Here is a 21,293-nt window from a genome sequence, read left to right on the forward strand (position 1 = left end):
GGTACCGAGTGGGTCGCAGCCCGAACTGGCGCGATCTGTACGGCCGGTGTCACGACGCACGCTAGCCGATCGGCTACCCGACAAGCGGCATGATCAGGCTGCCGTCGGCTTCGAAAACAGGTGCCGGACCGCCGCGGTCCTGACCCGCGGCGGCCGCGAGTGACCAAACCGTCTCAGTAGTCGGTCGGCGGTCGCGCGCGCGTCGCCGTCGTCATCGGTCTCGGGCGTCACCGTCACCGTCGAAGACCTGCCGGTTGCCGGCGATCACCTGCTGGTGTTCCCGCACCCAGTCGGCGAGGGCGAGGGCCACGTACTGCAGCGACCGTCCGAGGTCGGTGAGCTCGTACTCGACGCGCGGCGGCACCTCGGCGTGGACAGTCCGCGAGACGAGCCCGTCGCGCTCGAGTGCGCGCAGCGTCACGGTCAGCATCCGGCGTGAGATGCCGGGGATGACCTCGGAGAGCTCTGTGAACCGCCGCCGCTCGTCACCGAGCACCCCGATCACCAACAACGTCCACTTGTCGCCCATCCGGGACAGCAGCGACCGGAAGAGTTCTGGGTCCTCGCTCGTGCACAGCTCGGCCATCGTGGGCATCGACTGGTGGAGCCGGGCCTGCAATGTCTCCAGCGCGGTCTGGTCCGTCATGGGGTCTCCCGTGGTTACTGCCGGGTAACAGGGGATCGTTTGCGGTAACGGGAACCCGGCGGGCAGGGTTACTCATCGTAACCGAAGCCCGGGTCGTCGACTCGGGAACGATCGAAGGAGTGTCATGACACTGTTCCGCCTGGACGCCAGCATCCGCACCGAGGGCTCCACCAGCCGAGCACTCGGCGACATCGTCGAGACCGAGTGGAGTGCCGTGCACGCGGGCGCCGAGGTGACCCGCCGTCACGTCGGCACCGACCCCGTGCCCGCCGACAGTTGGGCGAACGCCGTCGCCGGCTCCGCGACGCCCGAGTCTGAGCGCACGGCGGCCCAGGTCGCCGCCGTCGCCCTGGCCGCCGAGCTGACCGACGAGCTGGCCGGTGCCGACGCGCTGCTGTTCGCCGTGCCGCTCTACAACTTCGGCGTCTCGCAGCACTTCAAGTCTTACATCGACCTCGTGCTGACCGACCCGCGCATGGCACCCGGCGCCGTGCCCGCGACCGCGGGCAAGCCGGCCGTCCTCGTCACGGTGCAGGGCGGCAACTACTCCGCCGGCACGCCCAGGGAGGGCTGGGACCACGCCACGGCCTGGATGCGCCGCATCCTCGAGGACGTCTGGCAGCTCGACCTCGACGTGGTCACGCGCGAGTTCACGCTCGTCGGGGTGAACCCCGCCCTCGACCAGTTCACGGAGCTGGCCGACGAACTGCGGGTCCGCGCCGAGGAGCAGGCGGCTCGGCACGGCCGCACGTTGGCGGCCGTGCCGAGGGCTGCGTGAAGCCGACTCCTACGACGCGAGCATCTGCGCCACCACCGCGTACAGCTCCTTGGGGTCCCCGGCGAGCATCTGCTTGATCAACGCGGCCTGCTCGTCCACCACGACCTCGTAGTCGTCACGTTCGACCCCGTCCAGGGTCGCGCGCGCGACGTCCGCCGGGTCGGTCTTGGCCATCGAGATCCCCGCGGTCATCTCGGTGTCGGCCACTCCGAGGTGCACGGACATCACCGCGGTCCCTTGGCCGGCCAGCTCGTGCCGCAACGCGTTGCCCATGTTCCACAGGGCGGCCTTCGACACCGCGTAGGCGGAGGCTCCGGGCATGGCGAGCCACGAGGCACCCGAGGCGATGTTCACGATGCTCCCACCGCCGTTCGCCGCCAGGACGGGTGCGAACGCGCGGATCACGGACAGGGTGCCCCAGACGTTCGTGTCCATGTCGGCGTGCGCTGCGTCCAGATCGCCCAGCAGGGTCGCCGTGGTCGCGATCCCGGCGTTGTTGATCAGGAGATCGACGTCGGTCGCGACCGCGGCGGCCGCTGCGACGGACGCGGGGGAGGTGATGTCGAGGGCGAGGCGCTCGACGCCCTCGAGGTCGATCAGTTCGGGGCGTCGGGCGGTGGCGTAGACCTTTGCCCCGCGTGCGATCAGCTGTGCGGCGAGGTGGCGTCCGATACCGCGGTTCGTGCCGGTGACGAGGGCAGTGGCTCCAGAGAGGTTCATGCCCGCTACGGTAGAACCTGACGTCAACGTGAGAATCAAGCCCGAGGGACAGAACGATGCGGATCGGTGAACTCGCAGAACGTGCCAGCGTCAGCGTCCGGTCACTGCGGTACTACGAGGAGCAGGGGCTCCTCGAGTCGGAGCGGACCACGGGCGGACACCGGGAGTACCGCGAGCCCGATGTCGCGCGGGTGCGCTTCATGCAGATGCTCTACGCGGCGGGCATGCCGAGTCGTCGGATCGTCGAACTCCTGCCCTTCCTCGACACCGGGGTCGCCACGCGGACGATGCTCGACCACTTCGACGAGGAGAGCGATCGCATCCGACGCCAGATCGAGGCCCTCGGTGCCACCCACGACCGCCTCGCGCGGCTCCGCGACATCGCGGCGGAGTCCGTCGCTGGGCGACCACCGGAGGAGTGCCGCTCGTCCGCGAACGCCGCCGCCGCCTGAGCCGCTCCGCCTAGTTGGCGGCGGCGGGCCTGCTGAACAGGTTGACGACGTTGCCGTCCGGGTCGCGGACCAGTGCGGAACGGTTGCCCCACGGCATCGTGGTCGGCTCCAGGACGACGTCGTCGCTGCCGAGCTGCAGTCCGGCGAAGTCGCCGTCGACGTCGGCGACCTCGAACTCGATGAGCACGGAACGGCTCGTGGCCGGCGTCAGCGCGCCGCTGAGCATGGCGACCGTGGCGGTGCTGGCGATCGCGAGGGTCGCACCCGGGCCGCTGAACTGCGCGAAGACCGGTGCGGGGCGCTCGGCCGGCTGGCCGGTGACCCGCTCGTAGAAGGCGACCATGCCCTCGAGGTCGTCGGTGATGATGCGGACGGATGCGAACGACATGGGGTTCCTCACGGTGGTGCTGCTGACTCGGAGCGACCAGCTTCACCGGCCGCCGCGACACCGTCCTGTCGGTGTTTCCGGAAACCGACCGCGTTTCCGGGGACCGACCGCGCTAGTCGTCGAGGACCGGCCGGAGTCGTCCGTACTGGATCGCGAGGTCCTCGGATCGCAGGACGCGCTGCGCCGGCCGCTCGTCGGTGACCTCGACCGACAGCATCCGGTCGCCGCGGAATGCCCGCACCCCGTCGCGGGTCCGGCACCAGGCGATCAGGTACCACTGACCGTCCTTCCCGATCGACCCCAGTGGTTCGACGTCGCGGACGGACTCCGCTCCGCCGGCGTCCCGGTACCGGAGTCGCACGACCCGATCCGCGCGCAGGGCCGCCGCGAACTCGGCCGGGACGGCCGTGTCCTCGTCGTCCTCCAGGAAGTGCACCCGGGATGCCAGTGCGCTGGCTCGTGCGGCGTCCCCGGCGGGCATCACCGCGAGCGTCTTCCTGGCCGCGGTCTGCGCCGCCTGCCGGAACGGACTACGCCCCAGCGAGCCGAGCCCGATCAGCACCGCGAGGGCCTCGTCCGGCGTGAAACCCGCCGGGCCGAGCGTCGCGGACGCGTCGATGACGTACCCGCCGGTCCGGCCGGGCTCCGCCCAGATGGGCAGACCCGACTGCTGCAGCGCGGAGATGTCCCGTTCGATGGTCCGGACCGACACCTCGAACCGCTCCGCGAGACGACGCGCGCTCCGCGGCTGCGGGGCGACGGCGCGCAACTCCTCCACGAGGCCGTAGAGCCGATCGGTGCGATTCACCTCGCCATCTTCGCGGTCGTCCCGATGTTCCGTCAGATCCACGCCGTCTCGTCTGCCACGTGCTCGTGGGGCTCGCGTCCGTCGGCCTAGGCTGCGAGGGTGTCCGCAGCCATGACCGTCGAACTCCTCCGGACGTTCGGTGTTGCTCTCGAACCCGGCTTGACGGAACGGGAACTGGCCCGGGCCGAGCGTCGGTACGGCGTCCGGTTCGGAGCGGACCACCGCGCCCTGCTCTCCCTCGCGTTGCCGAGCGGGGACGGCTGGTTCGACTGGCGCGCGCGGAACGACGAGCGACTGCGGCGAGCGATCCGGTGGCCGGTCGACGGCGCCCTGTTCGACGTCCGTCACGACGCCTTCTGGCCCGGGTCGTGGGGCGAGCGACCCGGCGACGAGTCGCAGCGTCTCGAGGTGGCTGCGCGGCACCTGCGGCAGTGGCCGCAGCTGGTGCCGTTGTACTCGCACCGCTACCTGCCTGCCGCGCCGCTCGGCAGCGGGGCGCCCGTCTTCTCGGTGCACCAGACGGACGTGGTCATCTACGGCGATGATCTCGTCGACTACGTCAAGCGGGAGTTCCGGCCGGATCGTACCGAGTGGGAGACCAGCGTCGGGATGCACGACCTGGAGCCGTGGACGCTGCTCGCCTTCGGCGAGGACGTGCCCTGAACGCACCGAGCGGATCGGACTGCCGGCGGTCCTGAACGCGACGGCTGACGGACTGGAGGCACGGTGCCAGCTGGCACCGTGCCTCCAGTCCGTCCTGGGGTTGCGCCCAGGGCGTGTCAGGACTCCGACAGGAATCCGGCGCGCAGCGTGAGGGGTCCGTCAGGGAAGCGCCCGCGCCGTCGGCGGTCCGGCATGCTCGGCAGGTTGCCCGCATGCACCACGGAACCAGGAGGACACCGGTGGCCCTCATCGACAACGGCATCTACGTCAACGGAACCCGAACGGAGTCGCCGCAGGACCTCAGCTTGACCTACGAGGCGCTCGACGCTGCCGGAAGCGGTGCGATGGCCTGGATCGGGCTGTTCCGACCGACCGCCAACGAACTGGCCTCCGTCGCCGACGAGTTCGGGCTGCACCCGCTCGCCGTCGAGGACGCGCACAAGGGGCACCAGCGGGCGAAGCTCGAGCGGTACGGCGACACCCTGTTCGTGGTGCTGCGACCCGCCTGGTACGACGAGGACGAGGAGACGGTCGAGTTCGGTGAGGTGCACCTGTTCACCGGGCGCGACTTCGTCGTGACCGTCCGGCATGCGGAGCAGCCGAACCTCGCCGACGTGCGGAAACGACTCGAAGCCGATCCGGACGCCCTGGGGCGCGGGTCCGAGGCGGTGCTCTGCGCGGTCCTCGACGAGGTCATCGACAGCTACGCCCCGGTCGTCGCCGGGCTGCAGGACGACATCGACGACATCGAGGACGACCTGTTCGACGGTGACGTCGACCCGGCGTCCTCGCGGCGGATCTACCAGCTGCTCAGTGAGGTCATCGGGTTCCAGCGCGCCATCGGCCCGCTGCCCGGGATGCTCAACGCGTTGCTGCGCGGCGCCGAGAAGTACGGCACTGACATCGAGGTGCAGAACCAGCTGCGGAACGTCCTCGACCACGCGATCCGTGTCACCGAGCGCGTGGACACCTTCCGGACGCTGCTCGAGAACGCGCTCACGCTGCACTCGACCCTGGTGACGCAGGAGCAGAACGACGCGATGCGGAGGATGACCAGCGCGAGCCTGGCGCAGGGGGAGGAGAGCCGGCGGCTGGCGCGGGCGTCGATGGAGCAGGGCGAAGAGGTGAAGAAGATCTCGTCGTGGGCAGCGATCCTGTTCGCGCCCACGTTGGTCGCGTCGATCTACGGCATGAACTTCGAGCACATGCCCGAGCTGCGGTGGGTGTGGGGGTACCCGGCGGCGATCGTCGCGATGGTCCTGTTGGCGGTCGTGCTGTGGGCGGTGTTCAAGCGGCGGCATTGGCTCTGAGCCTGCGTGACGACGGACTGGAGGCGCGGTGCCAGCTGGCGCCGTGCCTCCAGTCCGTCGGTCAGTCCGTCCAGGTCTGCTGGACGAGCGCTTTCAGGAGGCCGTCGGTCGGGACGTTCGACTGCGTGATCGAGATCCAGGTGTCGCCGCGCACGAAGAACGTGTGCGTCGTCTCCACCCGGTCCGAGTAGTACATCGACGTCTCGGTGTGCTGGCACGAACGTCCACCGAGCGTGTCGGTGCAGGTCCAGTCCTTGTCGGCGACGACGCGGAGGCGGGCCTGCAGGACGTCACGATCTGCCGTGCCCATCTCGAGGAACAGCCCCTCGTCGCCCTCGGAGGTACCGCCCGGTGTCCAGGAACAGACCAGCTCCGCGTCCTCCTTGAACGGGATCTCGGGGTCGATGTAGTAGTCGGTCCTGCCGCCCGGTACCTGGGGGCGGAACTGGGTGATCTCCAGCGAACCGAACAAGCGCGGAGCATCGGCGGCCGGCACGGCATCGGTGCACGCCCCGGGGATCGTCGCCGTGGTGTCGGCCGGCGCCGGGGTCGGCGTGATGCGGGCCGCGGACGGTGACGGTGACCCGGTCGGTGCCGGTGTCGGCGGTGCAGAGGACGGCACGGGTGCCGGTGCTGCGGCGAAGGGCGTCGGAACGAGTCCGAGCGCCACCGAACCGCTCGCGGTGCCGATGCCGAGCACGCCGATCAACGCCACGATGAGGCCGACGCGACGGCGTGCGGAGGCCGGGCGCGGCTTGTCGTGCATGCCCCGAACGACCTGCTGCCGCATGCCGGCGAGCATCCGCTGCATCTCGTCGCCACCGGGCGGCTCGTTGCTCATCGGGGACCCGTGGTCGGTTCGTCGTTCATCGTTCATCGTTCGTCACCGCCTTCTTGATCCGTGCACGGGACCGCCACACGCGCTGGGTGACGGCGCCAACGCTCATCCCGAGCAGGTCGGCGGCCTCGGCGTAGGAGCGGCCCTCGATGAGGCAGAGCTCGCACACCTGGCGATCGAGTGGTGCGAGCGCGTCGATCTCGGCGCGGACCCACCGCAGTCGCTCGCGGGCGTCGTCGTCCGGCTCGGGCGCCGCGAGCTCGTCGGGCAGGTCGACACCCTCGTGCCGCCGCTGCTGTCGCCGCAGGTTCGCGGCGTGGTTCCGGCACACGACGAGCAGCCACGGCAGGAGTGACTCCCCGGGGACCTCCACGGTGTCGGCCTTCTGCCAGAGGGTCAGGAACGCGTCCTGCACGATCTCCTCGACGTCCATGCGCCGCGTGACCAGTGCCCACGTGTACCGGGTCATGGTCTCAGCGTGACGGTCGAACAACGCGGTGACCGCACTGCGGTCGCCGCGCGCTGCTGCCGCCACGAGCGCGCTGTCCGGCTCGGCTGATCGGTTCATGTCCACCCCCTTCACTCCGCAGTGTGCACGGAGGGGACATCCTCACAGATCCTTCGCCGCCGGGCGTGTCGTGTGGCCGAGGAGCACCCCGGAGTCGGCGGTCACAGGGGTGCCGTCGCGTCGCCCGATCGCGTCAGATGTCGGTCTCCCTCTCGGCCTCCGGCATCAGGTGGGTCCGACGCGAGACGACGTCGTCCGCCTCCATGTCCCGGTAGCGGCGCGCGTCGGCCAGTGCCCGCACGAGTTCGGTGGCGGTCAGCGGGACGACGTACGCCGGGGTCCCGCGTTGGAACCGCCAGCCCTCGCGGAGCGGACCGGCGTCCACGACGTCGAAGCCGATGCTCTGGATGAGCTCGCTGACGATGTCCTTGGCTGCGGCGTCGTCGCCCGCGACGGGCAGCGCTCGCCGCGGTCCTCCGCCCGGCCGTGCGTCCGTGGCGATCTCCTCGGCGTAGATGCTGTTGAACGCCTTCACCACACGAGCGGCCGGGAACGAAGCCTGCAGGAGTTCCGACGTGGTGGTCGACTCGTCGTCGAGTGCTTCGATGCGCCCGGACCAGTCGGTGTAGTAGTTGCCCGCGTCCATGACGATCCGGCCGTCCAGCGCGGCCGACGGGAGCTGGTCGTACCGGTGCAGCGGGACGGCGAGCAGCAGCATCTCCGCTCGGTCCGCTGCCCCGACCACGGTGTCCGCGGATGCCCGCTCGCCGAGTGCGGCCACGATCTCGGACAGGCTCTCCGGGCCGCGCGAGTTGGCGAGGACGACACTGTGGCCGGCGGCGACGGCTGCCTGCGCGAACCCCGCTCCCACCTTGCCGGTGCCGATCACTGCGATGACTGTCATGGCGACGCTCCTGCCGTGTCGTGGGCGGCGTGTGGCACAGGTCGCACCACGGTGCTGCCGCCCTCGGTCCATCGTGGGGCGGCCCGGCCCCGGTGTCTTCCGTCACGTGACGTAGGGGGAAGGGGCAGGAGGTCAGTGGCCGGCGCCGAGGCTCCCGGCGAGGCGGCTGTGGAAGGCCTGGCTGGCGTCGTTCAGTCCGGCGATCTCGACCCGCTTGCCGTGCTGGTGGTACTTCGTCTCGATGGCGTCGAGCGCGGCGACGGTGGAGGCGTCCCAGATGTGTGACCCGGTCATGTCGATGACGACGAGCTCGGGGTCGTCGACGTAGTCGAACTGGGTGGTGAGGTCGTTGCTCGACGCGAAGAAGAGTTCGCCCTCGACCGTGTAGAGCGCGTGCTGCTCACCGGTGCTGAGCGTCTCGATGCTCCGCGACACGTTGGTGAAGTGCGACACCCGGCGGGCGAAGACGATCATCGCGGCGATCACCCCGATGATCACGCCGATGGCCAGGTTGTCCGTGGCGACGACGATCACGACGGTGAGGACCATGACGACGGTCTCGCCGACCGGCATCCGCTTGAGGGTGGAGGGCTTGATGCTGTGCCAGTCGAAGGTGCCGACGGACACCATGACCATCACGGCGACGAGTGCGGCCATCGGGATGATCGCGACGACGTCACCGAGCCCGACGACGAGGACCAGCAGGAACACGCCGGACAGGAACGTCGAGATCCGGGTGCGGGCACCGGACGCCTTCACGTTGATCATCGTCTGGCCGATCATCGCGCAGCCACCCATGCCGCCCATGAACCCGGAGCAGATGTTCGCCACGCCCTGCCCGAGCGCTTCGCGGGTCTTGCGGGAGCCGGTGTCGGTGACCTCGTCGACGAGCTTCGCCGTCATCAGCGACTCGAGCAGGCCCACCAGCGCCATCGCGAGGGCGTAGGGGGCGATGATCGTCAGCGTCTCGAGCGTGAGCGGGACGTTCGGGATGAACAGGGTCGGCAGGCTGTCCGGCAGCTTGCCCTCGTCGCCGACGGTCGGGATGGCGATCGAGGCCAGCACGGTGACGAGCGTCAGGACGACGATCGCCACGAGCGGTGCCGGGATGGCCTTGGTGACACGGGGCAGCAGCACGATGATCGCGATGCCGACGGCGCCGATCGGCCAGACGAGCCAGTCGACGCCGATGATGTTCGGCAGCTGCGCGGTGAAGATCAGGATCGCGAGGGCGTTGACGAACCCCACCATCACCGACCTCGGCACGAAGCGCATCAGCTTGGCTGCGCCGAGCCCACCGAGGACGAGCTGGAAGACGCCGCCGAGGATGACGGTGGCGATCAGGTAGTCGAGCCCGTGGTCCCGCATGACCGGCGCGACGACGAGTGCGATCGCCCCGGTCGCACCGGAGATCATCGCGGCTCGCCCGCCGACGAACGAGATCACCACGGCCATCACGAACGCCGAGAACAGGCCGACGCGCGGATCGACGCCCGCGATGATCGAGAACGAGATCGCTTCCGGGATCAGCGCGAGGGCCACGACGAGGCCGGCGAGGACCTCGCGGAGCAGGATCTTCGGGTTCCGCAGGGCGGACAGGACGGTGGGACTGGCGTGCACCGGAGCCGGTGCGGGCGTGACGGTCGTCACGGTTCTCCTTCGGTGAGGGGGGGGCGGACGCTCGGCGTCCGCGGGGGAATGTCGTGGGGGCGCTTCGTCGCGCACTGACCGAGTGCGGCCAGGAACCAGAACCTTCCGCAACGGAAGAGTCGGTCGTGTCTGACTCTAACGCAACGGAAGGGTTGCTGCGCAAGCATCGGTACGATCGGTCCGGACCGGGCAACCGGGCGGAAGGGGTCAGCAGTGACGGACGCAGCAGGTGCATCGACGATGCGGATCGGTGAACTCGCAGACCGGACCGGGCTCTCCATCCGGACCGTGCGCCACTACGACGACGTCGGACTGCTCCACCCCACCGGACGGACCGAGGGCGGCTTCCGGCTGTACTCCGACGACGACCTGCATCGCCTGCTCGTGATCCGCCGGATGAAGCCCCTCGGCTACTCCCTCGAGCAGATGGCGGAGCTCCTCGGCATCCTCGACGGGCTCGAGACGGCGGACGGCATCGAGCGCGACCGGCTGCAGGCGCAGCTCGACGCGTACGTCGTCGACACCGAGGAACGCCGGGCGAAGCTCGCCCGCAACCTCGAGTGGGCCGACGAGTTCCTCGGCATCCTGCGCCGGCACTGAGGCGCCGTGACGGACTGGAGGCGCGGTGCCAGCTGACGCCGTGCCTCCCGTCCGTCCGCTGGTCGCGTCGCGCGACCGACGCCGGCTTGTTCACCCAACCGACGCGTCCGCGTGGCAGGGTGGTCCGGGGCATCGTCGCCCGCAGCCCAGCCAGCCGCCAGCGGAGCACGATGCCAACACCCGACCTGATGATCGTCACGGACCTCGACGGGACGTTCCTCGACCACCACGACTACTCGTTCGACGCGGCTCTGCCGATGCTCGAACAGCTGCGGGCGGACGACGTCCCCGTGGTGTTCTGCAGCAGCAAGACGCGCGCCGAGATGACGGCACTGCAGACTCGCACCGGGCTCGACGGGCACGCCTTCGTGGCGGAGAACGGCGCGGTCGTGGTCGGACCGGCGGGCGAGGCGCTGGTCGGACCGCGCGACGGGGACCTCGAGCGGCTGCACGCGGAGCTCGTCCGCGTCCGCCAGTCACTGGAGCTGCACTTCGAGACCTTCGGCGGCGTGACCGACGCGGTCGTCGCCGCGTGGACGGGCCTCGACCTCGAAGCCGCCGGACGAGCGCAGCAGCGCGAGGCGTCCGAGGTCCTGCTCTGGCACGCCGAGGACGACGACCGGGCGGACGCGTTCCGCGCGGCGCTCGCCGCGGTCGGCCTCGACCTGGTGCGCGGTGGCCGGTTCTGGCACGTGCTGCCGACGGGCCGCGACAAGGGCGCGGCGGTCCGGACGTTGATCGCCGACCACGAGCGCCGAACGGGCACGATCCCGCGCACGATCGGACTCGGCGACGGCCCGAACGACACCGCGTTGCTCGACGCCGTCGACTTCGCCGTCGTGGTCCGCGGACACGGCCCGGCACCGGGGCCGCTCGCCGACGACCGACCCGAGCGCGTCCACCGCACGACCGTCCCCGGCCCGCAGGGCTGGACCGAGGGCCTCACCCGGTTCACCACCCCGTCCGTCAGGAGCCACCGATGAGCGACTTCCACCAGAACGGCGTCATCACGACGTTCCACGACCTCGGTCGCCGCAGCACCGCGAGCCTCGAAGAGGACCTGCGGGGCTTCGCCGAGAAGCGTCCGATGAGCCTGATCCTGCCGGCGCTGTACTCCGAGCTCGAGCGCCCGGCGCTGTCGCGGATCGTCGACGAGCTGGCCGAGGCAGACTGGCTCAGCGAGATCGTGATCGGGCTCGACCGGGCTGACCGCTCGCAGTTCGAGCACGCCCGCGAGTTCTTCTCGCGGCTGCCGCAGCGGCACCGGATCCTGTGGAACGACGGGCCGCGGCTGCGCGAACTCGACGCCGAACTGGAGCGTGCGGGCCTGGCACCGGGGGAGCCCGGCAAGGGCCGGAACGTCTGGTACTGCACCGGCTACGCCCTGGCATCGGAGCGGGCGGACTGCATCGCCCTGCACGACTGCGACATCACCACCTACGAGCGGGGCATGCTCGCGCGGCTGTTCTACCCGGTCGCGAACCCCGCGTTCGACTACGAGTTCTCGAAGGGCTACTACGCACGCGTCGCCGACGGCCGGATCAACGGCCGCGCCGCACGGCTGCTCGTCGGGCCGCTGCTCCGCTCGCTCCGCCAGGTCTACGGGGAGTCCGAGTACCTGGAGTACCTCAGCAGCTTCCGGTACCCGCTGTCCGGCGAGTTCGCGATGCGCGCCCACGTGCTGAACGGCCTGAAGATCCCCGGCGACTGGGGACTCGAGATCGGGATGCTCTCCGAGGTCTACCGCGACTACGCGACCCGGCAGGTGTGCCAGGTGGAGATCGCCGACGCCTACGACCACAAGCACCAGCCCCTCGCCGAGGCTGACGGCACCGGCGGCCTGGCCCGGATGGGCAACGACATCGTGCAGTCGCTGCTCCGGAAGCTCGCGACGATGGGCGTCCCGCTCACGTCCGACTCGTTCCGGGTGCTCAAGGCGACGTACTACCGGAACGCGCTCGACATCGTCGAGGTCTACCGGCACGAAGCCGAGATGAGCGGGCTCGCGTTCGACCAGCACGCCGAGGAAGCCGCCGTGGAGCTCTTCACGAAGGCGATCCTCGACGCCGGCGGCGCCTTCACGGCGCGGCCGAACGACAAGCCGTTCATCCCGAGCTGGAGCCGGGTGCGCTCGGCGGTGCCGGACGTGCTCGACCGGCTGCGCGACGCGGTGGAGGCGGACCAGCAGGACTGATCCGGCGTCTTGCGCGCGCCCTGGGCGCGAGTCAACGGCGGACGGGAGGCCCGGTGCCAGCTGTCCCTTTCCTCCCGTCCGTCGGTCTGGCGCCGTTCTCAGGCCGCACCCTGCGGCGTCCAGCCGAGTTCCGGACCCAGACGCTCCGCGATGTCGGTGATGATCTGCGCGTAGTCGTCGGGCTCGAACGAGAACGGGAGTGCGAAGGCGACCTCGGTGACCGCCTGGTAGCCGACGTCGGTGCGCAGCCGGTCCGCGATCTCGGCCGACGTGCCGACCAGGTCCGCAGCGAAGAGCATCCCTGCTGGACCCATCGGCACGCCGACGCGGCTCGAGCGGCTGTCGACGTAGGCGCGGTAGCGGGCCTCCTGCTCGCTCGTCGCGGTGTCGGTCGGGATGACGACCAGGCCCTGCGAGACGCGGGCGGCAGCGGGGTCGGGGTGGACGTCGAGGTACGCGTCGATCTGGGCGCGCTGGTTCGTGGCGAAGTCGGTGCCGACCTCGCTGCGGGTGACGCTCGAGGTGAGCAGGTGGAAGCCGTTCTCGCCCGCCCACACGGCCGACTTCGTGCTGCCGGTGCCGTACCAGATCCGGTCGGCCAGGCCGGTGCTGTGCGGCTGGACGGTGCTCGCGAACTCCTCGATGCCCCGACGTTCGACGGTCTCGGTGTCCGTCACCGGGTCACCGCGCACCAGGTCACGGAAGCGCAGGAGCCGGTCGTTGCCGAGGTCCTCGTGCTCCAGGGTGTGGGGGTAGATCGCGTCGCGGTACAGGTCGAAGTTCATCGGGGTCCCGACGGAGAACCCGGGGTTCAGGCGGCCACCGAGCAGGACGTCGACCGTGCTGAGGTCCTCGGCCAGGCGGAACGGGTTCTCGGCGCCGATCGGGGTGACGGCGGTGCCGAGGTCGATGCGAGAGGTGCGCTGCGAGGCGGCGGCCAGCACCGCGACGGGGGAGGAGATGCCGTGCTGCAGGTGCCGGTGGCGCAGCCAGGCGCTGTCGAAACCCAGGGCCTCGGCACGCTCGATCACGCGCAGGGTGTCCTCGTGGCCCTCGGACGGTCGGGCGGGGTCGAACGACCCGATCGTCAGGAAGCCGAGCCGGTGCAGGGGAGTTCCGTCGAGGGGCATGGGTCGATCGTGCCAGACCATCGGGTGGCGCGGGGGTCCGGATGGCAGGGTGGATCCGTGCACATCACCCTGGATTCTGCGACCGACATCGTCATCTCCGGCATCCGGTTCCCGGAGGGCAACCGCTGGCACGACGGGCGGCTCTGGTACTCGGACATGCACACCGGCGAAGTCTTCTCGGTCGACCCGTCCTCGACCGACGGCCCCCGGCTCGAGGCCACCGTCGACGGGCAGTCGTCCGGACTCGGGTGGCTGGCCGACGGACGTCTCATCATCAGCTCGATGGAGTCCCGCACGGTCGTCGCCGTCGAGCCGGACGGCAGCACCTCGGTGTTCGCCGACCTCTCCACGATCGAGTCGTCGCTCGTGAACGACCTGGTCGTCGACGCCCAGACCGGCCGGACCTACATCGGTGCCTTCGGCTACGACCTGTACGCGGGCGAGGAACTGCGCCCCGGCCCGCTCTATGTGATCGACCCCGACGGCTCCGTCCGTCTGGCCGCCGAGGGCCTGGTGTTCCCGAACAGCGCCAACGTCCTGCCCGGCACCCGGACCCTGGTGGTCAGCGAGACGTGGGGCGGCCGGCTCACCGCGTTCGACATCGAGGACGACGGTTCGTTGACCGGGCGTCGCGAGTGGGCAGCCCTGCCCGGCGGCGTGACCCCGGACGGCAGCACCGTGGACCGTGACGGTGCCGTCTGGGTCTGCTCGGTCGACACGGGGGAGTTCCTGCGGGTCGTCGAGGGCGGCGAGGTGACCGACCGCGTCGACGCGCCCGGGGAGTGCGCGATCGACTGTGCGCTCGGTGGCGAGGACGGTCGCACCCTCTACCTGGCGACAGCCGACAGCTACGACCCGGCCGTGACGGCGCAGACTCGCTCCGGCCGGATCAGTTCGGTCCGGGTCGAGGTCCCCGGGTGGTGAACCCGAGCGGCCTCGCCGAGGCGACGCGTCGTGCCGAGTACCTGGTCGAGAACGGGCCGACCGTGGTCGTCATGTCGCAGCAGGCGGGACTCGCCGCGCTGTCGGTCCTCTGGGTGGCCGCCACTGCCCCCGCCGCCTTGCGGCTCAGCATGCTGGTCTGGTTCCTCCTCGCCGTCGCCGGAGCGGTCGTGGCGGTGACCGCCTGGGTCCGCGCTCGACGGCACCGCAGGCTGCTGCCCTACCTCGTCGACACGCCCGAACGGCCGCTCGGCGCGCTCACCCCTGCGGACCGCAAGTCCGTGACCCGGCAGTTCAGTGGGCGGGCCGCGATGACGCCCGAGACCATGCCGCTCGTGCGGGCGCTGCTCGCGTGGCAGCGACGGTCGACGCGGATGGCGATCCCGGCGCTCATCGGTATGGGCCTCGGCCTCCTCGGCCTGGCGGGGTCCGCACTCGCCACGCTGGGTCCGTGGCGCTGGCTGTTCGTCGTGCTCATCGTCTGCGCTGCAGCGTTCGTCACCGTCTTGTCGATGATCGAGAAGCGGCGGCGCGACCGGATCCTGGCCGAGATCGATTCGGCAGGCGCGCCAGTCTCCTGACCTCGCGCGCGCCGCCTCCACCGCGCGTTAGCGTGGTGCGGGGAGGCCGTGATGGACAGTCCAGGTTGGTGGGCGGCGGTCGGCTGCGCCGTGCTCCTGCTCATCGTCGAGGCGGCGATCTGGGGCATCGTGTCGATCGCTGCGGACGGACTGGGACGGAACCGCGCAGCGGGTATCCGACTGCCGTCGCTCATGCGGAGCGACGCTGCCTGGCACGCCGGACACCGGGCCGCCCGCCGGGTCATGCGGCCGTTGCTCATCGCCGCCGCGGTCGTGGCGATCGTGTCCGTACCGGCCCAGCTCATCCCGGTGCTCTACGTGGTGCTGCTCGGGCTGTCCCTGGCGACCACGCTGGCGGCGCTCGTCGTCGGTGCGGTGTCGGCGTCCCGTGCTGCGAACAGCGTTCCTCGCGACGATTGATCGGAGCGGCCATGCTGGTCCCGTGCAGCGAATCGGGCTCAGCGACCCAGAAGGTGTTCGGTTCGTCCCTTCCCGCGGATCGGGGACCGGCGTCCTGGTGCTCGCGGGGTCGAGCGGGCGGATCGACGAGGACCGCGCGCGGGTCTTCGCGGAACTCGGGCACGTCGCTGAATCGATCCGGTGGTTCGGGGGAGCCGGCCAGCAACCGGGACCGTGGTCCGTCCCCCTCGAGCTGTTCCTCGCCCGTATCGACGATCTCGAGCGGACCTGCGATCGGGTCTGGCTCGTCGGGACGTCCCTCGGGGCCGAGGCCGCGCTGGTCCTCGGCGCCCTCCGCCCCTCGGTCGCGGGTGTCATCGCGTTCGCGCCCACCGACGTGGTGTGGCCCTGGCCGGACGACGAGGGCGTGGAACGATCGCACTGGACCCTCGACGGCTCGCCACTGCCGCACGTGCCGTTGGCGTGGGACACCTGGCGGCGGGAAGAACCACAACGCTTCCGATCGCTCTACGAACACTCGTACGAAGCTGCCGCGGACCGGGTTCGGGCAGCGGCGGTACCCGTCGAGCGGATACCGCAGCTCGTCCTGATCGCCGGTGAGGACGACCAGGTCTGGCCCAGCGCCCAGAGCGTTCGCCGCATCGCAGCTCGGCGAACCGCGGCCGGGCACACCACGACCGTGGTCATCCATCGGCACGCAGGGCACCGGGCAGTCCTGCCGACCGAGCCGGTCGTGGCCGGAGGGATCGCGATGGTGCGCGGCGGTACCGCCACCGCCGACGCGGCGCTCGGGCTGACGGCACTCGAGACGATCCGGATCGCCCTTGCTCAGGACCGCATCCGTTCATCGAGCTGACCCCAGGGGCTGTCCGTCGCTGACCGGTGCGAGGTTGCACACGTGGTGCGAAGCATCAGGGTCGCACCACGCGTGCAACCTCGCACCAGGCGAAATTGGCACGGCGCTCAGTGCCCGAGCTCGACGAGGAGCACGCCGACGATGATCAGCGCGATCCCGCCGAGCATGAGCGCCGTGAGGGGTTCGCGGAAGAGTACGCGTCCGAGGACGGCGGTCAGGGCGACGCCCGTCGCGGCCCAGATGCCGTAGGCCACCCCGATCGGCAGGCCGAGCGTCAATGCCACCGCGAGCAGGCTGAACGCGGTCAGGTACCCCGCGACGACGGCGACGTACCAGACGCGTTTCCCGTCCGTCGCGAGCTTGAGGCTGATCGTCGCGCCGACCTCGGTGACGATCGCGATCGCGAGCAGGACCCACCCCATCAGCGGGGCTCCTGCTCGCGGCGTGCCAGCGCCCGCTGGGACCCGATCTCGACCAGGAGCACGCCCACCGCGATGAGCGCGATCCCGACGATCATCGTGAGGGTCAGGGCCTGCCCGAACAGGACGGCGGCGAGCACCGCGGTCAGTGCGACGCCGGAAGCGCCCCAGATGCCGTAGGCGACGCCGACGGCCATGCCGCTCCGGAGCACCCGGATGAGCATGACGAAGGCGGTGACGTACCCGATGCCGACGACGGCGTACCAGGCGGGTTGCTCGACGGCTGCCTGCATGGACAGGGCACCCGTGACCTCGGCGACGATCGCGATCCCGAGGAAGAGCCACTTCACGAGGCACCGCCGCCGACGAGGCTGGCGATCGCCCGAGCCGCCGTGGCGACGGTCTCGGAAGCGGCAGTGTCGTCACGATCGGCGAGCCACGACCCGCTGACGCCGTCGGCGGTCGCGATGAGCAGGCGTGCGACCTGCTCGACCGGCACCGCCCACGTGATCCCGTCCTCGCTCGACCAGGCGTCGACGTGCGCGCGGACGGCTTCGAGGTACGCCCCCTGTTCCCACACGGCGAGCTCTGCCAGGTCGGCATCGCGACGGGAGTGGGTGACGAGTTCGACGAGGGCGAGTGCGGTCGCCGGGTCGCTCTTGGTCTGCCCGAGGTGCGCCGCCAGGCCCGCGGCGATCCGCGCCCGTGGATCGAGCCGTGTGGTCGGCGTGGCGAACGCGGCCGCCATCGCGCCCCGCAGCTGTCGTTCGAGCACCGCCCGGAACAGCGCCGACTTCGAGGCGAAGCAGTAGTGGAACGCACCGTGCGGGAGCCCGGCGGCCGTGGTGACGGCACGCGTGGTGAGCGCGGCGATCCCGCCGTCGCGCAGGACCGCGATCGCCGCGTCGACGAGCTGGTGTCGCCGTTCCTCGATGCTGCGGTGCTCCTGGTGCAGGGTCATGGACCGACCGTACCGCCTGACTTGGCCAGGTGGCCAAGTCAGGCGGTGAACTGTCAGGGACGAACGGACGGGAGGCACGGTGCCAGCTGGCACCGTGCCTCCCGTCCGCCGACGTGGCGGGGTCCAGGGCCCCGCTCAGGCCGCGCCGTGACTGGCGCGGCTGCGCCGTGAGAGCGAGTCGATGATGACGGCCAGCAGCAGGACCGCGCCGGTGATCATGTAGCGGATCGACGAGTCGAGGCTCAGCAGGGTGAGGCCGTTCGAGATCGACTGGATCACGATGATGCCGAGCAGCGCCGACCAGGCACTGCCACGACCGCCGAACAGGCTCGTCCCCCCGATGACGGCGGCGGCGATCGCGTTGAGGTTCGTGTCGCCGGCACCGGAAGACAGGCTCGCCGAGTTGAGGCGGGCGGCGGCGAGGATGCCGCCGACGGTGGCGAAGAGCGAGGTCAGCATGAACACCGAGATGTAGATGCGGTTCACCCGGATGCCGGAGCGCCGTGCAGCCTCGACGTTGCCGCCGACCGCGAAGACCGAACGGCCCCAGCGGGTGCGCTTGAGCACGAAGTTCATCAGCACGACCAGCACGATGAAGAACACGAACGAGGTGCCGGTGCCGAAGTCGCGTGACAGGTACCAGACCATCAGCGCCAGGCCGAGGAACAGGGCGACGGACTTCACGATCGTCAGGGACACCGCCCCGGTCGACAGTCCGGCGCGACGGCGACGGGCAGCGCGGCGGATCTCGGTGAAGAAGAGTCCTCCGGCGGCCAGGACGGCGAGCAGGTAGGCGAGCCACGGCGGCAGGTACGACGCCGAGGCGAACTGCACGATCGGCGAGTCGTACGGCAGGTTGATCGAGCCGTTCGGGCCGAGGATGAGCAGCTGCAGCCCGAGGAACCCGAGCAGACCGGCGAGCGTGATGACGAAGCTCGGCACCCCGAAGCGGGTGAACAGCAGGCCGTAGAGCAGGCCGGCGGCGGCACCGACGGCCAGGGCGACGGTGATCACGAGCCACAGCGGCCAGCCGAGCGTCGTGAGGCCCTGGCCGAGGATCGCGGCGGAGAGCCCGCTGACGCTGCCGACGGACAGGTCGATCTCGCCGAGCAGCAGCACGAGCACGATGCCGATCGCGATGGTGCCGACCGCCGCGCACTGCAGGGCGAGGTTGACCAGGTTGCCCGGGGACAGGAAGTCGGGGGAGAGCGCCTGGAAGACCGCCCAGATGACGATGAGCCCGACGACCACCGGCAGTGAACCGATGTCACCGCCACGGACCCGCCGGACGAACGCCTTTGCCGCGCCGCCGATCCCCTGGTCGCGCAGGAGCCGCTCGTCCTGCAGGTCGGCCGCCGAGGGGGTCGGGGTCGCCGCGGTGAGGGTCTCGTCGGTCTTGCTCATGCGCTGGTCTCCTGCTCGGTCCGGGCGGCGGCGCGACGGGTGACGGCGTTGTCGGTGGCGCCGGTGATGGCCGCGATGATCTCCTCGTAGGAGACGTCGTCGATGCGGAACGTGCCGTTGTTGCGCCCGAGCCGCAGGACCGCGACCCGGTCGGCGACGGCCTGCACGTCCGCGAGGTTGTGGCTGATGAGCACGACGCCGAGGCCGCGCTCGCGCAGGCGTTCGACGAGGTTCAGGACCTCGGCGGTCTGCGCGACACCGAGTGCGGCGGTGGGCTCGTCGAGGACGACCACCTGCGGGTCGCCGATCAGTGAACGGGCGATCGCCACGGTCTGCCGCTGCCCACCGGACAGCGACGCGATGGGGATCCGCACCGACGGGATCCGGGCCGCGAGCTGCTGCAGGAGCTCCCACGAGCGGCGCTCCATCTCCTCTTCGTCCAGGAACGGGTGGGCGATCTCGCGGCCGAGGAACAGGTTCGAGACCACGTCGAGGTTGTCGGCGAGGGCGAGGTCCTGGAACACCGTCGCGATGCCGAGGGTCTGGGCCGCCGCGGGGTTCGGGACGGTGACCTCGTCGCCGCCGAACGTGATCGTGCCGCCGTCCGGCGTGTAGACCCCGGCGAGGATCTTCACGAACGTCGACTTGCCGGCGCCGTTGTCGCCGACGATGGCGACCACCTCGCCCGGGTAGACGTCGAAGTCGATGTCGCTGAGGGCCTGGACGGCGCCGAACCGCTTGGTGATCCCGCGCAGGGACATCACCGGTTCGGCGGAGGGGTGTGCTGCTGGTGACGCGTTGCTCACGGGTGTCGTGCTCACGGGTGTCGTCCTCGATCGGTGAGGCCCGCCCGGTCCGCAGTCGGACCGGGCGGGCAGAGGGGGGTCGGACCTACTTGATGCCGGCGCTGTCGCAGGCCGACTTGTACTGCGCGGTGCAGATCTTCGACACCTCGTACAGGCCGTCCTTGACGACCGTCGACTCGACGTTGTCCGTGGTGACGGCGACCGGGTCGAGGAGCGTCGACTGAACGCTGGCGCCGCCGGCGGTGTCGACGGTCGTGTCGCCCTTCGGGGTCTCACCCTTGGCGAACTGGATCGCCAGGTCGGCGGCCTTCGACGCCTCGGGCTTGAAGGCCTTGTAGACGGTCATGTACTGCTCACCGGCGAGGATCCGCTGGATGCCCGCGAGCGAGGCGTCCTGCCCGGTGACGGGCGGGAGCTCGGTGACGCCGGCCGACTTCAGGGCCGCGATGACACCGCCGCCGGTGTCGTCGTTCGCCGCGTAGACGCCCGTGATCTTGTCCTTGCCGAGCTTGCTGATCTGGCCGGCTGCCCAGTCCTGCGCCTTGGCGGGGTCCCATCCGGGGGTGTCGTACTCGGCGAGCACCTTGTAACCGCTGTCGTCGATGACCGAGTGGGCGCCCTTCTTGAACTGCGAGGCGTTGTTGTCGGTCGGGGAGCCGTTCACCATGATGATGCCCGAGCCCTCGGGGACCTTCTTGGCCTTGAGGGCGTCGACGAGCGCCTGGCCCTGCAGCTCACCGACCTTCTCGTTGTCGAACGAGATGTAGTAGCTCAGGTCGGGGCTGTTGATGAGTCGGTCGTACGAGATGACCGGCACCTTCTTGGCCTTCGCCTGCTGGACGATGGACGCAGCGGCCTCGCCGTCGAACGGGTCGAGGACCAGGACCTTGACGCCCTGCGTGAGCATCGACTGGGCCTGCTGCAGCTGCTTCGACGCGTCGCCGTCGGCGTTCGCGTAGATGACCGAGCAGCCGCTGCACTGCTTCTTCACCTCGGCGGTGAAGAGCGGACGGTCGGCGCTGGCGTACCGGGCGGTGACGGAGTCGGGCAGGAGCAGGCCGATCTTGGCCTTCGACGCGTCTCCGCCGCCTCCGCCGGAACCGGTCCCGGCGTCCGCGCCGTTGGAACAGCCCGCCAGGGTGGTGATCGCGAGCAGCAGGGCGCTGACGCCCAGCATCGCTCGTGTGGTGGATTTCTTCATTGAAACGTCCTCCAACAGTGGACCGCCCCCATCGGCGGTGCCCTGAGTGTGACAGTGAGCGTTCTTGGCTGCAAGAGTTGAACGCAAGGACCGCGTGCCGTGACGAAAACGTTA

26 protein-coding genes are annotated in these 21,293 nt (G+C 70.4%); 11 read left to right on the top strand and 15 right to left on the bottom strand.

The features are described from left to right. Positions 1 to 211 precede the first annotated feature (211 nt). Positions 212 to 646: a helix-turn-helix domain-containing protein gene (locus ACL00U_RS05820; protein WP_308113199.1), complete on the bottom strand. Its 435-nt coding sequence runs from the start codon at positions 644 to 646 to the stop codon at positions 212 to 214. 124 nt (positions 647 to 770) lie between these two features. Between ACL00U_RS05820 and ACL00U_RS05825 the strand changes: the two genes are divergently transcribed. Then, a complete protein-coding gene (locus ACL00U_RS05825) occupies positions 771 to 1,424 on the top strand; it encodes an FMN-dependent NADH-azoreductase (RefSeq protein ID WP_262160124.1) in 654 nt (217 codons plus the stop codon). A 9-nt stretch (positions 1,425 to 1,433) separates the two neighbouring features. Here the strand turns inward: ACL00U_RS05825 and ACL00U_RS05830 are convergent, their stop codons facing one another. Then, positions 1,434 to 2,144: an SDR family oxidoreductase gene (locus tag ACL00U_RS05830; RefSeq protein ID WP_262160122.1), complete on the bottom strand. Its 711-nt coding sequence runs from the start codon at positions 2,142 to 2,144 to the stop codon at positions 1,434 to 1,436. Positions 2,145 to 2,200: 56 nt separating this feature from the next. On the opposite strand from ACL00U_RS05830, the gene ACL00U_RS05835 reads away from it, so the two are divergent. Beyond that, positions 2,201 to 2,596, top strand: a complete 396-nt coding sequence (locus tag ACL00U_RS05835) for a MerR family transcriptional regulator (protein WP_194590138.1) — start codon at positions 2,201 to 2,203, stop codon at positions 2,594 to 2,596. A gap of 10 nt (positions 2,597 to 2,606) precedes the next feature. Here ACL00U_RS05835 and ACL00U_RS05840 read toward each other — a convergent pair whose 3' ends face one another. Together ACL00U_RS05840 and ACL00U_RS05845 are read right to left on the bottom strand one after the other, a co-directional pair. Continuing rightward, entirely contained in the window at positions 2,607 to 2,984 is a 378-nt protein-coding gene (locus ACL00U_RS05840) for a VOC family protein (RefSeq protein ID WP_284760781.1), read from the bottom strand. 112 nt (positions 2,985 to 3,096) lie between these two features. After that, complete coding sequence (locus ACL00U_RS05845) at positions 3,097 to 3,792, bottom strand: helix-turn-helix transcriptional regulator (protein ID WP_159557815.1); 696 nt, start codon at positions 3,790 to 3,792, stop codon at positions 3,097 to 3,099. A 111-nt stretch (positions 3,793 to 3,903) separates the two neighbouring features. On the opposite strand from ACL00U_RS05845, the gene ACL00U_RS05850 reads away from it, so the two are divergent. Together ACL00U_RS05850 and ACL00U_RS05855 are read left to right on the top strand one after the other, a co-directional pair. Next, positions 3,904 to 4,455, top strand: a complete 552-nt coding sequence (locus tag ACL00U_RS05850; RefSeq protein ID WP_159557817.1) for a hypothetical protein — start codon at positions 3,904 to 3,906, stop codon at positions 4,453 to 4,455. A 239-nt stretch (positions 4,456 to 4,694) separates the two neighbouring features. Continuing rightward, positions 4,695 to 5,765: a magnesium and cobalt transport protein CorA gene (locus ACL00U_RS05855; RefSeq protein ID WP_260690083.1), complete on the top strand. Its 1,071-nt coding sequence runs from the start codon at positions 4,695 to 4,697 to the stop codon at positions 5,763 to 5,765. Between the two features lie 61 nt (positions 5,766 to 5,826). Here ACL00U_RS05855 and ACL00U_RS05860 read toward each other — a convergent pair whose 3' ends face one another. The 4 genes from ACL00U_RS05860 to ACL00U_RS05875 form a co-directional block, all read right to left on the bottom strand. After that, positions 5,827 to 6,606 carry a hypothetical protein gene (locus tag ACL00U_RS05860; RefSeq protein ID WP_262160120.1) on the bottom strand — a complete coding sequence of 260 codons (780 nt, stop codon included), beginning with the start codon at positions 6,604 to 6,606 and terminating at the stop codon, positions 5,827 to 5,829. Between the two features lie 25 nt (positions 6,607 to 6,631). Beyond that, positions 6,632 to 7,171 carry an RNA polymerase sigma factor gene (locus tag ACL00U_RS05865; protein ID WP_083389453.1) on the bottom strand — a complete coding sequence of 180 codons (540 nt, stop codon included), beginning with the start codon at positions 7,169 to 7,171 and terminating at the stop codon, positions 6,632 to 6,634. 133 nt (positions 7,172 to 7,304) lie between these two features. Next, positions 7,305 to 8,015: an NADPH-dependent F420 reductase gene (locus tag ACL00U_RS05870; RefSeq protein WP_412873930.1), complete on the bottom strand. Its 711-nt coding sequence runs from the start codon at positions 8,013 to 8,015 to the stop codon at positions 7,305 to 7,307. A 132-nt stretch (positions 8,016 to 8,147) separates the two neighbouring features. Beyond that, entirely contained in the window at positions 8,148 to 9,665 is a 1,518-nt protein-coding gene (locus ACL00U_RS05875; protein WP_412873931.1) for a SulP family inorganic anion transporter, read from the bottom strand. A gap of 213 nt (positions 9,666 to 9,878) precedes the next feature. Here ACL00U_RS05875 and ACL00U_RS05880 point away from each other — a divergent pair, with 213 nt between their 5' ends. From ACL00U_RS05880 to ACL00U_RS05890, 3 genes are all read left to right on the top strand, one after another. Next, positions 9,879 to 10,265, top strand: a complete 387-nt coding sequence (locus ACL00U_RS05880) for a MerR family transcriptional regulator (RefSeq protein WP_042536882.1) — start codon at positions 9,879 to 9,881, stop codon at positions 10,263 to 10,265. Between the two features lie 170 nt (positions 10,266 to 10,435). Then, positions 10,436 to 11,248, top strand: a complete 813-nt coding sequence (locus tag ACL00U_RS05885; protein ID WP_284760771.1) for an HAD-IIB family hydrolase — start codon at positions 10,436 to 10,438, stop codon at positions 11,246 to 11,248. Continuing rightward, the gene (locus tag ACL00U_RS05890; RefSeq protein ID WP_027464806.1) at positions 11,245 to 12,459 is read left to right on the top strand and encodes a glycosyl transferase; all 1,215 of its coding nucleotides are present in this window, start codon (positions 11,245 to 11,247) and stop codon (positions 12,457 to 12,459) included. The genes ACL00U_RS05885 and ACL00U_RS05890 overlap by 4 nt, the downstream gene beginning before the upstream one ends. Positions 12,460 to 12,557: 98 nt before the next feature. On the opposite strand, the gene ACL00U_RS05895 is transcribed toward ACL00U_RS05890, so the two are convergent. Continuing rightward, positions 12,558 to 13,589, bottom strand: a complete 1,032-nt coding sequence (locus ACL00U_RS05895) for an LLM class flavin-dependent oxidoreductase (RefSeq protein WP_412873932.1) — start codon at positions 13,587 to 13,589, stop codon at positions 12,558 to 12,560. A gap of 57 nt (positions 13,590 to 13,646) precedes the next feature. Here ACL00U_RS05895 and ACL00U_RS05900 point away from each other — a divergent pair, with 57 nt between their 5' ends. From ACL00U_RS05900 to ACL00U_RS05915, 4 genes are read left to right on the top strand one after another with little or no spacing between them, the layout of a single operon-like run. Beyond that, positions 13,647 to 14,513, top strand: coding sequence for an SMP-30/gluconolactonase/LRE family protein (locus tag ACL00U_RS05900; protein WP_052481576.1), 867 nt, complete (start codon positions 13,647 to 13,649; stop codon positions 14,511 to 14,513). Continuing rightward, positions 14,507 to 15,112: a hypothetical protein gene (locus ACL00U_RS05905; protein WP_214532597.1), complete on the top strand. Its 606-nt coding sequence runs from the start codon at positions 14,507 to 14,509 to the stop codon at positions 15,110 to 15,112. Before ACL00U_RS05900 ends, ACL00U_RS05905 begins: the two co-directional genes overlap by 7 nt. Positions 15,113 to 15,163: 51 nt before the next feature. Beyond that, entirely contained in the window at positions 15,164 to 15,532 is a 369-nt protein-coding gene (locus tag ACL00U_RS05910; protein WP_412873933.1) for an SdpI family protein, read from the top strand. A 22-nt stretch (positions 15,533 to 15,554) separates the two neighbouring features. Beyond that, positions 15,555 to 16,388: an acyl-CoA thioester hydrolase/BAAT C-terminal domain-containing protein gene (locus tag ACL00U_RS05915; RefSeq protein WP_412873934.1), complete on the top strand. Its 834-nt coding sequence runs from the start codon at positions 15,555 to 15,557 to the stop codon at positions 16,386 to 16,388. Positions 16,389 to 16,495: 107 nt separating this feature from the next. Here ACL00U_RS05915 and ACL00U_RS05920 read toward each other — a convergent pair whose 3' ends face one another. The 6 genes from ACL00U_RS05920 to ACL00U_RS05945 all read right to left on the bottom strand — a co-directional run bounded on the left by ACL00U_RS05920 (position 16,496) and on the right by ACL00U_RS05945 (position 21,179). Then, a complete protein-coding gene (locus ACL00U_RS05920; protein ID WP_194590128.1) occupies positions 16,496 to 16,810 on the bottom strand; it encodes a DMT family transporter in 315 nt (104 codons plus the stop codon). Beyond that, positions 16,810 to 17,157, bottom strand: coding sequence for a DMT family transporter (locus tag ACL00U_RS05925; RefSeq protein WP_194590127.1), 348 nt, complete (start codon positions 17,155 to 17,157; stop codon positions 16,810 to 16,812). The genes ACL00U_RS05920 and ACL00U_RS05925 overlap by 1 nt, the downstream gene beginning before the upstream one ends. Continuing rightward, positions 17,154 to 17,768: a TetR/AcrR family transcriptional regulator gene (locus ACL00U_RS05930; RefSeq protein WP_259496304.1), complete on the bottom strand. Its 615-nt coding sequence runs from the start codon at positions 17,766 to 17,768 to the stop codon at positions 17,154 to 17,156. Before ACL00U_RS05930 ends, ACL00U_RS05925 begins: the two co-directional genes overlap by 4 nt. Positions 17,769 to 17,903: 135 nt before the next feature. After that, on the bottom strand, positions 17,904 to 19,172 hold the full coding sequence (locus ACL00U_RS05935) for a sugar ABC transporter permease (RefSeq protein ID WP_056071139.1): 1,269 nt from the start codon (positions 19,170 to 19,172) through the stop codon (positions 17,904 to 17,906). Further along, positions 19,169 to 19,933: an ATP-binding cassette domain-containing protein gene (locus ACL00U_RS05940; protein ID WP_111038920.1), complete on the bottom strand. Its 765-nt coding sequence runs from the start codon at positions 19,931 to 19,933 to the stop codon at positions 19,169 to 19,171. The genes ACL00U_RS05935 and ACL00U_RS05940 overlap by 4 nt, the downstream gene beginning before the upstream one ends. Positions 19,934 to 20,063: 130 nt before the next feature. Further along, on the bottom strand, positions 20,064 to 21,179 hold the full coding sequence (locus tag ACL00U_RS05945) for a sugar ABC transporter substrate-binding protein (RefSeq protein ID WP_042540478.1): 1,116 nt from the start codon (positions 21,177 to 21,179) through the stop codon (positions 20,064 to 20,066). Positions 21,180 to 21,293 lie beyond the last annotated feature (114 nt).

This window comes from Curtobacterium poinsettiae, assembly GCF_047226435.1.
Taxonomy (GTDB): Bacteria; Actinomycetota; Actinomycetes; order Actinomycetales; family Microbacteriaceae; genus Curtobacterium; species Curtobacterium poinsettiae.

Excerpts from the sequence above, each read along its gene's own strand:
- ACL00U_RS05820 (WP_308113199.1), bottom strand. The coding sequence starts at position 646 with ATGACGGACCAGACCGCGCTGGAGACATTGCAGGCCCGGCTCCACCAG.
- ACL00U_RS05825 (WP_262160124.1), top strand. The coding sequence starts at position 771 with ATGACACTGTTCCGCCTGGACGCCAGCATCCGCACCGAGGGCTCCACC.
- ACL00U_RS05830 (WP_262160122.1), bottom strand. The coding sequence starts at position 2,144 with ATGAACCTCTCTGGAGCCACTGCCCTCGTCACCGGCACGAACCGCGGT.
- ACL00U_RS05835 (WP_194590138.1), top strand. The coding sequence starts at position 2,201 with ATGCGGATCGGTGAACTCGCAGAACGTGCCAGCGTCAGCGTCCGGTCA.
- ACL00U_RS05840 (WP_284760781.1), bottom strand. The coding sequence starts at position 2,984 with ATGTCGTTCGCATCCGTCCGCATCATCACCGACGACCTCGAGGGCATG.
- ACL00U_RS05850 (WP_159557817.1), top strand. The coding sequence starts at position 3,904 with ATGACCGTCGAACTCCTCCGGACGTTCGGTGTTGCTCTCGAACCCGGC.
- ACL00U_RS05860 (WP_262160120.1), bottom strand. The coding sequence starts at position 6,606 with ATGAGCAACGAGCCGCCCGGTGGCGACGAGATGCAGCGGATGCTCGCC.
- ACL00U_RS05865 (WP_083389453.1), bottom strand. The coding sequence starts at position 7,171 with ATGAACCGATCAGCCGAGCCGGACAGCGCGCTCGTGGCGGCAGCAGCG.
- ACL00U_RS05870 (WP_412873930.1), bottom strand. The coding sequence starts at position 8,015 with ATGACAGTCATCGCAGTGATCGGCACCGGCAAGGTGGGAGCGGGGTTC.
- ACL00U_RS05885 (WP_284760771.1), top strand. The coding sequence starts at position 10,436 with ATGCCAACACCCGACCTGATGATCGTCACGGACCTCGACGGGACGTTC.
- ACL00U_RS05890 (WP_027464806.1), top strand. The coding sequence starts at position 11,245 with ATGAGCGACTTCCACCAGAACGGCGTCATCACGACGTTCCACGACCTC.
- ACL00U_RS05895 (WP_412873932.1), bottom strand. The coding sequence starts at position 13,589 with ATGCCCCTCGACGGAACTCCCCTGCACCGGCTCGGCTTCCTGACGATC.
- ACL00U_RS05910 (WP_412873933.1), top strand. The coding sequence starts at position 15,164 with ATGGACAGTCCAGGTTGGTGGGCGGCGGTCGGCTGCGCCGTGCTCCTG.
- ACL00U_RS05920 (WP_194590128.1), bottom strand. The coding sequence starts at position 16,810 with ATGGGGTGGGTCCTGCTCGCGATCGCGATCGTCACCGAGGTCGGCGCG.
- ACL00U_RS05930 (WP_259496304.1), bottom strand. The coding sequence starts at position 17,768 with ATGACCCTGCACCAGGAGCACCGCAGCATCGAGGAACGGCGACACCAG.
- ACL00U_RS05935 (WP_056071139.1), bottom strand. The coding sequence starts at position 19,172 with ATGAGCAAGACCGACGAGACCCTCACCGCGGCGACCCCGACCCCCTCG.
- ACL00U_RS05940 (WP_111038920.1), bottom strand. The coding sequence starts at position 19,933 with ATGTCCCTGCGCGGGATCACCAAGCGGTTCGGCGCCGTCCAGGCCCTC.
- ACL00U_RS05945 (WP_042540478.1), bottom strand. The coding sequence starts at position 21,179 with ATGAAGAAATCCACCACACGAGCGATGCTGGGCGTCAGCGCCCTGCTG.